The organism is Paenisporosarcina sp. (assembly GCF_057785155.1).
On sequence record NZ_JBYNRN010000044.1, the window covers coordinates 1 to 13719 of the forward strand.

A 13719-nucleotide genomic window follows, 5' to 3' on the forward strand; every position below is an offset into this window, starting at 1 on the left:
CACCTAACTGTCTACGCTTAAAGGCTACTGTTACCATTAGCCCTCCAAGACTCGCTACGAGTGAATGGCTAGTTCTTTCTCGACGGGAATCCCACCCGCTATATGATACGACCTAGGCTCGGCCGCACAAGCACCCGTTAGTTGAATAAGAATCTTAAATTATTCTTGATACCATCTTTCATTAAATTCAAGGTTTAACGCTTTGCCAAAATAAACACCAAATCTAATAAACCCTCTACCTCTTGCTGTAATTATGTTTCCATCTTGCACTACCAATTCATCTGAATAGTTCTCTTTCTCAAATACACCCACCTTCTCCATATTTTCCTCAGTCATTCCAACAGTATATTTTTTTCCTTTTAAAACACCTGCTTTTGCTAAAAGAAATGGAGAACTAGATATACTTGCAATCACTTTTTCTTTTGTCGTCACTTTTTTAATGAAATCAAAAAGTCTTACTTCGTCCACTAGAGACATAATGTCCATACAGCCCGGTAATAAAAGGCTATCTACCTCTTCAAGGTTAATTTCGTCAATGCATGAATCAGCTACACAAGATAAACCCGACTCACCTTTAATCAATTGTTTGGTTAATCCAACAGTAACAATTGGTTTATTTCCTTGCATTAAAACGGATAACGCTACACTTAATTCATATTCGCTGAATTGAGGATATAATAAAACTGCTGTTTTTTTCACTAAGATATTCTCCCTACCTTTATATTTCTGGTTAACCATTAAATGTATTTTTAATTATACATAAAATAACAGTATCTTGTTCAACTAACCTGCTGCGTTAGTACAATAAGTTCAACAAAAAATGCGTTAATCCTTCTTGGATCAACGCACCCGTTAGTTCAACAAAAATAGTTTATACTATTACGATATAAGATATTTTTCTTTGAAAGTTGGACTTAATTCACTCCACACATCAAATTTATTTCCATCTAAATCATAGAAAACAAAATTCCTTCCAGAGTGTCCCCTGTTTTCAATTTCTCTAACTCTTATCTCTTTTTCTGTAAAATCTTTATGTATAGCTTTTAAGGCACTTAATCCATTAACTTCAAATGTTAAAGAAAAACGCTCGACCCCGTTAATATCATAGAAATTGGAGCTTTGATTTTCATTAGATTTAACAAGAAAAATGCTTTGGTTTGCAAAATTAAGAATTGCTTTATCTTCGTCTTTGTAGCTTAACTCTGCCCCCAATTTGTTGACATACCATTTAGAAGATAGTTCTACATTAGTCGCTGGTATATAAGTAGTTCCTACCCTTAATAATTTTTCGCTCATTCTATGGACCCCTTCCAATATTTTATGGTATATACTTTCTCTTTTATGTATCTTTATCCTTCCTAACTCATTACTTTTCTTGCTTTTTTTATTAAACTAACCTGCCGCGTTAGTTAAATTAGGAAAAGAGTTACATACGCAACCCAAGGATCTTCAACTCAAGCACCCGTTAGGTGATAAAGAAAAGATTGCAATCATCCTCCTCGATTCCCAGGTTACCACTTGTCAAACTGGCTCAGATCTATGTCTTTTTGGATTAGTAACGTTATCAGTTCAGGATTGGAATATAGGAAGCATTCACTGAAATCCGCAACGTTTAAAATGTTTAAATCTCCTTTGTATAAACTAAAATTCCAAAGTGAATCAAAATTATCACAAACACTATATCAAATTCATTACTATATTCGATAACTGTTTTTAAAATCTGCTCCCATTCAGGAGTGGAATCTATACTATTAATATAAATATACTCACTCACTCAATCCACCTCTTTAATGATTATTGTAAAAAACGATATAACGTACTTTTGGATGCCTTACACTTCGTATTTAAGTAAAGCACACGGTTTAGATTCGTATAATCCTTTATTAGCTTCTCTAATAAGATCGTCTAATGTTTTATCTCGATACAACAGGCTAATCCCCATTGAAACCGTGAGTTTTCCTCCTGGTTGGGTTTCTTCACCTTCAACTATGTAATCTTCAACTTTCTTTCGGAATCGTTCAGCAATAGTAGCAAACTTCCGCTGGGTGATAAGCATTCAAATATCATATCAAACAATGAATTCCTCTCCTCCATATTTAGAGACAATATCACCTTTTCTTTTAACAGTTGTCCTATGATTTTAACCGCCTCGTACAAGAAAGATGCGCAGCCGTCGAAATAATTGGCACCCGAATTTAAGGAAGCATTAAAAGCCGGAATTACAGACTGCACGTATCCACGCAGCCATGTAACGAGAGCAGAAGAAGCAGTCATTATTTACCTATATTTTAACAATATAAGAAAAAATTACTCCTTATATTCATACAGTGAAATTGAATCGGGACGAGCTTCAATTGCTACTTTTCGCTCGCCATTTGTAAAAAAACGTGTTGCTCCCAATTGCTCATCTTTCAATTCAGACCAACCCTCCTCTTCTATAGCTGTTAAATATTCCTTACTAATCCCTTGTGGTTCATTTTTATTAGAATACCGGTATTTTTGAAATGTTATTACGTTTGGATTAGTAGCCTCACTGTCTACAGGAGTTGCCCCGATGGGTATTGGAAAGTCCTTAATAACTTCTGAGGATTCAAATCCTTTCTCAGCACAACCGAATAATATAAGTAAAAGAAGAAATATAGCAGTTATTTTTCTCATGATTTATTTCCTTCCAGTAAATGTTTTTGTATTATTGCTTATAAAGAATTATAGAAAGCTTTACGTACCCCAATTCGGTTCTTTTTTTCTCTTCACAATCACTAAATAAAAAACAATGCTTACTATCATTAGACAAAAGGTAACACTTTGCGAAATACCAACAATATCTCCCCAGCTACTTTTACCGTATAAAAACATCTGAAAGATTATCCCTACAAATAGAATAAGTAATGCATACGGTGTTTTCTTAACTAAAAATCCTACCCCCCCACCAACAAAACCACCGACAACAGACCCTCCGACCCAATTCATATAGTCGAATGCCCATTCTTTAATTGATATTGGCGCTGGTATATCCGTATAAAAATAACCAATCACGAAATAAAATGTAATTGCTGTGACTGTATAAATGACACCAAGCAAAATAGCTTCCTTAATATTCCTTGCAAATACATAGCCAACAAGCATGGCAAGTATGAACCACATTGGTAAGGAATTAATCATTACTGCTAAGTAGGAAACGACGAATTCAAGTACTGTAACACCATCAGCTATAATTGGTAAATTATCGGAAATAACTGAGAAAATACCGACAATTAAACCAACAACAAGTGTAAAAATAATAAAACTTCTCCAATTCCCTTTATATTCTTTATTCTCTTTCAACAAAACACCATTCCCCCTTATTTTAATTTTTGATTTTATTAAGATGAAATTCCCTGTATTCATATTACCATATTATTACATAATTATTTATAGCCAATTCAACTAAAATGCACTTATATAATGTATCGTTGACAAGAAACTAAATGATTCGTTCGTAAAACCTCGATCAATTACGCAACTCGCATAACCCATACACCCTGGGTTGGCATTTCCGTCGGTTGGGAAAGTATTCAACTCATAATCCATTATTAACAACGACCAAATAAAATCGACTTATCCCAAAATGAGATGAGTCGATCTTTTATATCTGTTATTTATTTGAACAACATTTCATCGTATCCTTTTACAGATAAAGTAAGCTGCTGTTGTTCATTACAAATGCTATAAGGGAAAACAAGATTAACTGTCGTTTGATTTGATTCTCGTGAAACATTTGCATCATAAGAAGTATGAATTACTCCATCCTGATCTTTCAAAGAAATATCAAGTAGTACGTTTTCATCTAATAATTCATTAATTGTTACAGAAACGTGCATGGAACCATTTGAAACCATTTTATTCTTGAGCTGCGAAGGAATGCTTCACCATACAGATCGACAAGGAAAAAAAAGAGATGTGAAGCTCCACGAAAAAAAGACGAATTAAAACTATCGTCTTTTCACTAAGGACACTATTTTGTTTTCGCAAAAAAAATAGAAGGCCGGAATGCCGACCTCCTAAATACTATTTAATAATTAGTTTCCCATCATTCCTTTAAAATTGTTGCTAATAGCTGACCCCCCAGTGCCATGCATTTCTTTATAGAGTTCCTCCAATTGCTGATTGTTTAAATCAGAATGCATTTTCTTCATGAATGGTTTCATCTGGCCAAAATTCACATTTCCACTTTCCATGAATTTTTGCATATCCTCGAAATTTTCCGATTTCATCATTTCATTCATATTTTCCATACTCATCCCATTATGTTGCATAAAGGTTTCTGGATTTTCAACATTTCCTTTTGCAGATACTGATGTCATATACAGACCAGTTCCGCCTCCTATGATAAGGACTGCCGCTAATACTCCACTAACTATAGTCTTTTTCATTAGTTTTCTCTCCTTTTATATAAGCGTTTTTTTAATTACTTCAAATTCTTCAGTCGTTATTTCACCTTTGGCAAGCCTGTTCTTGGCTATTTCCATGGCATCTGCCCCGGGAACTTTCTGAGAAGTATTGAAACCGTTGTTACTGTTATTTTTGTTCTTCATAAAGTAGTAGGATGCAAAGCCGATGATCAATAATAATCCCAACATCATCCAGACTCCACCTCCCATTCCGTATCCCATTCCATATCCTGGTCCCATCATTTCTTTCTACCTCCTTTCTTTTGAACCGTTGTATGTTTCTATACTCTAAATATACATGGTAGACATGAAGAAAGTATGGAGCCATTTACATTTATAAAAAACCGTATAGGACCTTCACACAAAAGGGCTCCATACGGTTTTTATTTTACTTGTCACTTTTTTTCATAGAGATTGTCCAGATCAATATTATGATTCCAACAAAAATCATTAACACCCAAAACATATGGCCAAACCAGGAAAACATATGATGGCCAATCATGTTTTGATCCATCATCATTCCTCTCCTACCTGGAGGAAACCAGATCATTTTTATCGCAAACGTCAGAAATGAAATTCCGAGTACAACTAAGAGTACTAATAACGTCATAGATACTATTCGTTTCATATAATCACCTTATTCCACTTTATATCCGGTGCCCCAGACTGTCTTAACGAGTGACTTTTCAATTCCAGCTTCTTTTAATTTCCCTCGCAGATTTTTAATATGAGAGTCAACCGTCCGATCTTCACCCGCAAATTCTATTCCCCAAATTAGCTCCACAAGCTGTTCCCTTGAGAGAGCCTTTCCTCGGTTCTCTATGAAAGCTTGAAGAAGATCAAACTCAGTTTGGGTTAAGGTAAATACTTCTCCCTGATACTTGGCATTACGTGAGGTTAGGTTCAAGATAATCCCCTCGTATTTCAGCACTTCATTTTCTTCCGTGAAGTGATGTTGCGTTCTACGCAATAATGCTTGTATCCTTGCCATCAACTCTGCTTCCTCAAAGGGTTTAACCAGATAATCATCGGCACCCTTAGACAAGCCCGTGACTTTATCTTGAGTTGACCCTTTTGCCGTTAGCATCATGATTGATACATCAGATATTCTCCTTACTTGTTCCAATGTCTGCCATCCATCCATCAACGGCATCATAACGTCAAGAATTATTAAATCATAATCGTTTTTCAAAATTTTGTCATATGCTTCTCTGCCATCCTTTGCTTCCTCAAGAAGATAGTTCTCTTGTTGTAGATAAAGCCGCAGGAGCTGTCTCATCTCAAATTCATCGTCAACGATTAATATTTTCTTCAAAGTTCTTCACCCACTTCATTAGATTACATTTTATAATTTAAGAAAAATTATGAACGTAGATCCCTCGTTCTCCATGCTACTGACAACTATATTGCCGTTATGTGACTCGATAATCTGCTTGACCACATATAAACCGAGTCCGGTTCCACCTGTTTTCCTTGTTCTAGACTGGTCAACACGATAGAAACGCTCCCAAATTTTCGGTAGCTCATCCGATGGAATCCCGATGCCGGAATCCTTTATTTCAATGATAACAAATTCATTTTTCAAATAAGAACGGATCGTAATCTCTCCTTGAATGCTGTATTTAATCGCATTCTCAATAAGATTATAAAAAACTTGTTCCATTCTATGCACGTCAATGGGAATCGCCGGTAAATCGGGCTGATACTCACTTTTAATTTCTATCCCTTTTTTTCTTGCAGCGGGCTCAAGACTTGAAACTACTTTTTCAATAAGCATATTAATCATGGCTATCTCTTTGTTTAGCTCAAATTCCCCAATCTGTAGCTTGCTCATTTCAAACAGATCATTGACAAGAAAAGAAATCCGGCTAGCTTCTTTATTAATTATCTTTAAGTAATTTTCTTGATCAGTAACACTGTAGATATTCCCCTTCAAAAGAATATCGCTATATCCCTTAATATACGTTAATGGCGTACGGAGCTCATGCGATACAGCCGCTAGGAATTCATTTCTACTTTTCTCAAAATACTGCAATTGTTCCCCAAGCAACTGTATCGAATTTCCAAGTTGAGCAATTTCATCATTGCCTTTGATTGGAATATTTTCACTGTATTTTCCTAATGCCATTTTATTTGTTGCCTCTTTCATGATAACTAGGGGTTTCGCCAGTCGCTGTGAAAGAAGGCCAATAAGACCAAAAGTTAGCAGCACGATACCTACACCCGCGACAATAAACAAAACATCCATGACAAAGATGATTTCCCTTAAAATTTTAGAAGGATAGTACATATACACAAAGCCAGTTTTAATTGGTGAAACAGTAATAATATATTCGTGCTGCCTCCAATTGCTTTCTAAAACATGGCTAGTCTGTTTGCTACCCTTGGCAACAAAATGATTGTTCATATCTCGCTTAAGGGGGGTCGATGAGGCTAGTACTTGCTGATTCATATCAGTAATCAGCACACTCGTCGTAGCTCCTTTTTCCATCTCGACTACATGTTCAATGGTTTGACCGGTGGAGCTTTCATTGATGATTCTAGCATGATTATCTCCTCGAATTAGCAAATCCTGTTTAATATAATCAACAAATAAATTGGTGAATACACCATACAATATGGATCCCAAAATTAAAAACAAAGTGAAAAAGATGGAGCTAAACAACAAGCCAAGCTTTAAAGATATGCTCGATACTTTAAATTTCATTCATATGCTCCTTAAAAGTGTACTAGATATTCCCTTCATTATATAAATCGAGAAGAATTCCCTAAAGTAAACGCTCTACTTTTATCATAATCTAAACAAGTTGAGAAAGTATGAAGAAATAGATAAAATTAATATGTTCTTAAAATGTAATTACATTTCAAGAACATTCTTTCAGCTATATACTCTTTTACGGGACTTTAATTTCCTAGTATTTTTGTGCTTCAGTTATGCTAAATGCATCCTCCTGGAATAAACGTTGAAAAAAATATGATATATCTAGATTAAATAGATGGTTCGAATACGAATATCCAAAGCAATGGCAATCCATACCCCTTAAAAAGAACACTCTATTAATCTAACGGCTGCTTATATACAGTATATAAAGAAGTCGTATTTAACGGTTTTCCGCATACTCTTTTCATTTATTAATCCCTTCTCCACCAATAAGGTTGATTTTGTCCTGATTAGCGAGGCAAAATTTGATTAAAAATATCTATTAAAACATCACCTAATTGAACCATTGCGTGTTTGAAATACTACAAGATAGTTTTACCTATTCAATACTAGAAACTCTATAAAAGAAGCCTAGGCTCTTGGAAAATTTATGAAATAGTTTTCAGCGCCAAAAGACCCTTTTCCTTAGTAATAGGAAAAGGGTCTATAATATTTATCTTCACATCTTTTAAAAACAATAAACCGGGTACCGATTTATGGAGTTATATGTTCTTTTGTCGGTTCTTCTATTTCAGGCAGTTCAGGTACAACATCAATGGAATCTAAAAAGTTTTGCGCTTCTAGAGTTGCTACAAATGATGCTTCAATCGCTACTTCCAATTCTTTCACTTCTACAGAATCTTCGTCAAACTTTTTGGTAACCGCATTTAATTGATTGGTTGAAGCATTCAATCGGTTATCGAGTGAATTCAATTTTTCTTGATAAAAAAAGTATTCTTCAAAAGTAATAGATTCTGCATCTTCCAGTACAACGATAATCTCCTCGATTTCCGAATTCACTGAAAAAATCCGTTCGTCAATTGGAGTTAGACGATGTGTAAAATTTTCCCCCTGAGCTAGAGAGATTTCTTTTCCTGCATGAACTTCGACATTCACCTTAGCTGGCGTCCCTGCGTCTGGACTATTTGCAGATACACCGCCTTGAGCAGAAAAAGCAAGGCCAATGGCTAAGACCGGTACTGTGATTTTTAAAAGTGAAGTTTTCATAAAATTCCCTCCTCTTTTTAATTACTAGAATGTCTTACCCAATCTGTTTACCTCTTAAGCTCATAGTTAATCATAATTTGATTGAGCTTAATATTAAAGAAATGTTAATGTAATATTTTCCAGGACTTGCTCGATTCTTTTAATGCGCAGAATCCTTGATTTAAATCAGTTATTTAAAGAAATGAATTCCGACTGGATTGAATTTTCAGTGGATCGATTACTCACCTATTTTTACTCCGATAGCTACCTGACGAAATCACACAAACCATTAATTATTAAGAATCCAAATGATTTCTTCAGTCAAAAGGACTTTGAGGATTTGATGAATGAACATGGCGGTAATATGCATTCCAAGAAAATTCACATGTCACGTAAAAGAAGGATAATGCCAACTGAAACGGTGTTAATTGGAGGGAAATATTACTGGCTTAAACAAGAAATTGAAACCTATAACTATGATTGACCGATAAAAAAAGAGTTACTAACTAGACAAATAATCAAATCCCCCTCGCAATTAGAACAGAGTTCTTATTGCGAGGGGGATTATTTTTAATTTATTCAGATTTAGGAATTAATGGAAGTTTAATTTCAACAATGGTTCCTGAATTAATTTTACTCTCAATGAAAATTTCACCTTTATGTTCATGAATAATTTTATAACTACTCATTAATCCAAGGCCAGTTCCCTTTTCTTTGTTGCTATAGAAAGGCTCTCCTAGTTTTTTCACACGATCTTCAGTCATCCCGCTTCCTTGGTCAATAATAAGAACAATTATCGTTTCTTCATCTTTTTTCTCTATTGAAACTTTAAGTTCTCCACCATTAGTCATAGATTCAATCGCATTAATTATTATATTTAGAAACACTTGTTTCATTTGGTTTTCATCACAATGCATGAAAAGGGGATCTATTGCTATTTTGCATTCAATAATAATGTTTTTTAGATGCGCTTCGGATTCAAGCAAAGTTACCGCTTTATATAATATCGTCTTTAAATCTATAGGTTTATAGAGAGTTGCCTTAGGTTTGGCTAAGTCTAGAAATTCATTAATAATGGATTCAACTTGACTTAAATCTTTTAGCATAATATCGTAATATTCTGCAGCAGTTCCTCCTTTATCAAGGAGTTGGATAAATCCTTTAATCGATGTCAAAGGGTTGCGAATTTCATGGGCTACCCCTGCGGCTAATTCTCCAGCTACGGATAATCTTTCCCATTTTCTCAAGTGGTCTTCGGCTTTCTTTTGTTCTGTTATATCTCGAATAACAACAATGAAATGTTCAATTCCATCGTTATGCCCCATGACAGGCGTGATTTTTGCTTCTAAGTTAATTAATGACTTATCTTTGTGAATTATACGATATTGAACAAGATTTGAAGTTTTCGTTAACTTGATTTCACTGAAGATGTTCTCAATCAACGGCAAATCATCTGGATAGACGTATAAAAACCCTGACAAACCATTCAATTGATCTATTGGATATCCACTTACAACTTCACAAGAAGGGGAAGTGTAAAGAACTATACCATTTTTATCCACAACAGTGATTATATCGCTCGTATTTTCAGCGATTAACCGGTAGTTAATTTCACTATGACGTAGGGCTTCTTCTACACGTTTCCGTTCCGTAATGTCAACGCAGGAAGCAATAACTTCCACCACTTTCCCCATTCTGAACACCGGGCGTAAATTGGCCAGGTAAACAATGCCGTTTTCATGTCCTTCGTAGGAAACGTTCTCCTCGCCTTTCCATGCTCTTCGATAAAATGCTTCTTTTTTTATAGCTTTTTCCAAAGGCAATATCTCTGCAAGTTCTTTTCCAACGACTTTCTCAGGAGATAATCCAATTCGATAGACCAATTCCCCATCACACATTGTATGAATTAACTTCCCATCTTTTAATTTGTATTTAAGCGTCATACCGTCCTGTTGACGAATCGTCTCCTGCAGCTCTTGTTTCGTCATTTCTAATTCTCTTTCCAACCATAGACGATGACTAATTTCACTGGTAAGTCCATATCTTCTAATGATTTTTTGCAAGTCGGAAAACTTTTTCTCAAGGATTTCAGCAGGCAATGGTTTACTTAACAAATAACCTTGAACTTCATCACATAAGTTCTGTTGAAGGAAATCTAGATGTTCTTTCGTCTCAACGCCTTCTGCAATTACTTGTATATTTAAGTGATGAGCCATGGAAATAATGGTTTTTACAATGGTTGCATTACTTGGGTCAAGGTGGCAATCACGAATAAAGGACTGGTCTATCTTCAGGCGGTCTATTGGAAATTCTTTCAAGTAGTACAAGGAACTATAACCGGTACCAAAATCATCGATACTTATTTTTATGCCTATTTCTTTTAATGAATGTAATGTTTTTATTGTACGTTCGACATCCATTGTCATACTCTCTGTAATTTCAAGATCAAGATATTTCGCATCTAAGTTTGTTTCAGACAATATTCTCTCCACAACTTCCACTATATTTGTTTGTGAAAATTGTCGGGAGGAAAGGTTGACTGAGATAACCATTGGAGGGAATCCAGCCAACTGCCATTCTTTGTTTTGAGCGCAAGCCGTTTTCAATACCCATTCCCCAATCGGAATAATGAGCCCTGTTTCTTCAGCAATCGGAATAAATTGTAAAGGAGAAACCATGCCTCTTTTCGGGTGATTCCATCGAATTAGCGCTTCATTTCCAATATACTCTCCCGTACTTAAATGAAATTGTGGTTGGTAATGAAGGGTGAGTTGGTCCAGTTCAATTGCCCTGAACAGTTCCATTTCAAGCTCTAAACTTTCTCGTGTTTTCCCATCCAGATCCGGAGTGTAAAAGTGATAACTATTATTGCCGTGCTTTTTTGCATAATGTAGTGCAGAATTGGCCATGTCTAATAATGTTTCAGTAGTATTACTGTCATTAGGATACATGCTTATTCCTATACTAGGATTGACATAAACGTCATGATGAATGTTTTTCAAGGGTTGAGCTATGACATCTAAAATTGTTTTTGCGGTTTGTGTCGTTCGCTCAAGATTTGTATTTGTTAACAGAATAACGAATTTATCTTCTTGGCATCGAATCAAAATACTATCGGTTCCTAAAGACAGCTTTATTCGTTCACTAGCTAGTAGAATAATTGAGTTACTCGATTCTTGTCCCACTGTGTCTCTAATATTGTTCATTCGTTCCAGTTCTAGTAATAAAACAGCTGTTTCATTTTTGTCATGTACTAATTCTTTTAATCGTTTACTTAAAAAGTTGCTATTAGGTAATCCAGTTAAGTAGTCGTTATAAGCCATATGTTTAATGGTTTCTTCTGACTTTTTACGGTCTGTAATATCGATAATGCTCCCAATCACAGCATCCTTCCCACGATACCTGGAAACTGATCCATGAATTTCTAAATAAATCATGGTCCGATCTTTTTTTATAGCCCGATATTCATATCTAATAGAAGGAATTCCCTTATCTAGTCTCTTTGTAATATTTTCTGTCACTAGTGGAATGTCTTCTTCATAAACATAATCTGCAAGTTTCAGTTTACTAAATTCCTCATGACTATAACCCATTATTTCGACAAGGCGTGGATTCACATAAACAATCTTATTATCTTGGTAAATATACACCCCCACCAAGGATTGTTCGACTAAACTACGGTATTTTGACTCTGCTTCAATTAATGCCTCTTCTGCGCGTTTGATATCTGTAATGTCTTTAATGATGCCAAAGACACCTACAATTTTTTGATCTACAATGATGGGGAAATTCTTTACATGTAAATCCAACTGATACCCAGCTTTATTGAGTACAGATGTTTCATAAGTCGTAGCCTCTCCTTGTGCTGCAATGCTAAATTGATTAATCGTCATTTCTAAATACTCCGGAATAATTAACGATGTAAAAGATTGATGTAGTAACTCTTCAAAGGGATATCCATAAAGTTCATTAACTGATTGATTAAATTGGACAAAGCGTCCTTCTAAGTCAAATAGTAATATAGCTTCAGAATTATCTTCGAAAAGAGATTTATAATACTGTTCATTAATCTTTAGCTGAGAAGATTGAAGCGTAAATTTTCGATCCAAAAAAGAACTAATTAGCACAATTCCTAATATGAAAATTGTAACGATACCAAGGAGAGTTGCTAGTTGGTTGGAGTCTACCGTTTGGAAATTCATGTTTGCCATTTGAGGATTATATGTCAATTTGGTACCAAACATCGAAGTATAATGCATAGCTGAAATGAATAGACCCATGAGAATACCACTTATTAACTTTGTCTGTATGAGAATAGTAGTTTCTTTTTTTCTGTGATAATAGATAACTCTATAAAAAATGAGAGAAGGAATAAATGCCAACACAACAGATAGCAATAAAATCATAGGATTATCGGAAATGGAAGCAGTCATGTTTAGCGCGTTCATCCCCAAATAATGCATACCTAAAATACTGATACTCATTACAACACTTCCAAAAATAAAATGATTTGTATTAATCCTTGTCTCCGAAGTGATATATAGGGAAATGAATGAAGAAACAATAATAATGACAAGAGATACACCCAAAATCAATAGGCTATAATTTAACGAATTGGGAATCATATAAGCAAGAATTCCAATAAAATGTAGAGCCCAAATTCCTCCACCCATAATTAATGCCCCAATAATAGACCACAATATTCTTTTAAACTTACTTGCAAGAAACATTCGTGCACTAACATCAAATACGGCAATTGACGTAAGCAAGATAACGATAAATGATAACAAAACAAGTAAAATATTATAATTCCCAACGAATGTATGTTCCATAATGTCACCTACTTTTATTTAATCAATCTTTTGCTACTTAGTTTATTAAATTATACGAATAAATCAATTGCTCTTGTCATTACTCTAATGACCCTTATGCATTTCCTGTTTGATTTTAATCCCTCATACCAAACTTAGTTCACTTTAAGTGAACTAAAAGAGAAAAAAAAGGACAAATGATTATCCTATATTCATCTGTACACTTTTTGTTTTGCTGCTTTCTTGAGTCTTATTAACCACTAATTCAACAACCTGTTGAACAATTACTAATTCCTTTTCATTTAAGAGAATTCCATCCCAATAAAGGTGTTTCTTATGAAGTGAGTTAACAGGGTCTGGAATATCCGTTAGTCCAAGAATGAAATCCGTTGAAACTTGAAAAAGCTGAGCTAAAGCTATCAATTTATTGACGGGAGGATTTCTATGCCCTCCTTCGTAACCTGCATAAGACGATTTGGCAAGTCCGATTTTGATGGCAACTTCTTGCATAGTGAGCCTTCGTTCTAAGCGAAGGTTTTTAAGGCGTCCTCCAAAAGTCATTCTCAATTCC

At 34.9% G+C, this 13719-nt stretch carries 16 protein-coding genes; 1 reads left to right on the forward strand and 15 read right to left on the reverse strand.

From position 1 onward, the window contains the following. Positions 1 to 159 precede the first annotated feature (159 nt). The 13 genes from AC3EA5_RS15535 to AC3EA5_RS15595 all read right to left on the reverse strand — a co-directional run bounded on the left by AC3EA5_RS15535 (position 160) and on the right by AC3EA5_RS15595 (position 8358). On the reverse strand, positions 160 to 699 hold the full coding sequence (locus AC3EA5_RS15535) for a DJ-1/PfpI family protein (protein WP_488609157.1): 540 nt from the start codon (positions 697 to 699) through the stop codon (positions 160 to 162). A 180-nt stretch (positions 700 to 879) separates the two neighbouring features. Further along, on the reverse strand, positions 880 to 1296 hold the full coding sequence (locus AC3EA5_RS15540; protein ID WP_488609158.1) for a VOC family protein: 417 nt from the start codon (positions 1294 to 1296) through the stop codon (positions 880 to 882). Positions 1297 to 1621: 325 nt separating this feature from the next. Next, on the reverse strand, positions 1622 to 1774 hold the full coding sequence (locus tag AC3EA5_RS15545) for a hypothetical protein (RefSeq protein WP_488609159.1): 153 nt from the start codon (positions 1772 to 1774) through the stop codon (positions 1622 to 1624). A 57-nt stretch (positions 1775 to 1831) separates the two neighbouring features. Continuing rightward, entirely contained in the window at positions 1832 to 2056 is a 225-nt protein-coding gene (locus AC3EA5_RS15550) for a hypothetical protein (protein ID WP_488609160.1), read from the reverse strand. A gap of 251 nt (positions 2057 to 2307) precedes the next feature. Continuing rightward, the gene (locus tag AC3EA5_RS15555) at positions 2308 to 2658 is read right to left on the reverse strand and encodes a hypothetical protein (protein ID WP_488609161.1); all 351 of its coding nucleotides are present in this window, start codon (positions 2656 to 2658) and stop codon (positions 2308 to 2310) included. A gap of 60 nt (positions 2659 to 2718) precedes the next feature. Then, a complete protein-coding gene (locus AC3EA5_RS15560) occupies positions 2719 to 3327 on the reverse strand; it encodes a hypothetical protein (RefSeq protein ID WP_488609162.1) in 609 nt (202 codons plus the stop codon). A 311-nt stretch (positions 3328 to 3638) separates the two neighbouring features. After that, on the reverse strand, positions 3639 to 3878 hold the full coding sequence (locus AC3EA5_RS15565; RefSeq protein WP_488609163.1) for a hypothetical protein: 240 nt from the start codon (positions 3876 to 3878) through the stop codon (positions 3639 to 3641). Positions 3879 to 4058: 180 nt separating this feature from the next. Then, a complete protein-coding gene (locus AC3EA5_RS15570) occupies positions 4059 to 4412 on the reverse strand; it encodes a hypothetical protein (RefSeq protein ID WP_488609164.1) in 354 nt (117 codons plus the stop codon). Between the two features lie 15 nt (positions 4413 to 4427). Further along, positions 4428 to 4673, reverse strand: a complete 246-nt coding sequence (locus AC3EA5_RS15575; protein ID WP_488609165.1) for an SHOCT domain-containing protein — start codon at positions 4671 to 4673, stop codon at positions 4428 to 4430. A gap of 145 nt (positions 4674 to 4818) precedes the next feature. Then, entirely contained in the window at positions 4819 to 5058 is a 240-nt protein-coding gene (locus AC3EA5_RS15580) for a hypothetical protein (RefSeq protein WP_488609166.1), read from the reverse strand. A 9-nt stretch (positions 5059 to 5067) separates the two neighbouring features. Next, positions 5068 to 5745, reverse strand: coding sequence for a response regulator transcription factor (locus tag AC3EA5_RS15585; RefSeq protein ID WP_488609167.1), 678 nt, complete (start codon positions 5743 to 5745; stop codon positions 5068 to 5070). A gap of 30 nt (positions 5746 to 5775) precedes the next feature. After that, complete coding sequence (locus AC3EA5_RS15590; RefSeq protein ID WP_488609168.1) at positions 5776 to 7137, reverse strand: sensor histidine kinase; 1362 nt, start codon at positions 7135 to 7137, stop codon at positions 5776 to 5778. Positions 7138 to 7845: 708 nt separating this feature from the next. Beyond that, positions 7846 to 8358: a hypothetical protein gene (locus AC3EA5_RS15595; protein WP_488609169.1), complete on the reverse strand. Its 513-nt coding sequence runs from the start codon at positions 8356 to 8358 to the stop codon at positions 7846 to 7848. A gap of 142 nt (positions 8359 to 8500) precedes the next feature. On the opposite strand from AC3EA5_RS15595, the gene AC3EA5_RS15600 reads away from it, so the two are divergent. After that, positions 8501 to 8821, forward strand: coding sequence for a hypothetical protein (locus AC3EA5_RS15600; RefSeq protein ID WP_488609170.1), 321 nt, complete (start codon positions 8501 to 8503; stop codon positions 8819 to 8821). Between the two features lie 91 nt (positions 8822 to 8912). Here the strand turns inward: AC3EA5_RS15600 and AC3EA5_RS15605 are convergent, their stop codons facing one another. After that, on the reverse strand, positions 8913 to 13169 hold the full coding sequence (locus AC3EA5_RS15605) for an EAL domain-containing protein (protein ID WP_488609171.1): 4257 nt from the start codon (positions 13167 to 13169) through the stop codon (positions 8913 to 8915). A 180-nt stretch (positions 13170 to 13349) separates the two neighbouring features. Next, positions 13350 to 13709 (reverse strand): helix-turn-helix domain-containing protein, encoded by a 360-nt coding sequence (locus AC3EA5_RS15610; protein WP_488609172.1) that lies wholly within the window; start codon positions 13707 to 13709, stop codon positions 13350 to 13352. Positions 13710 to 13719: the final 10 nt, after the last annotated feature.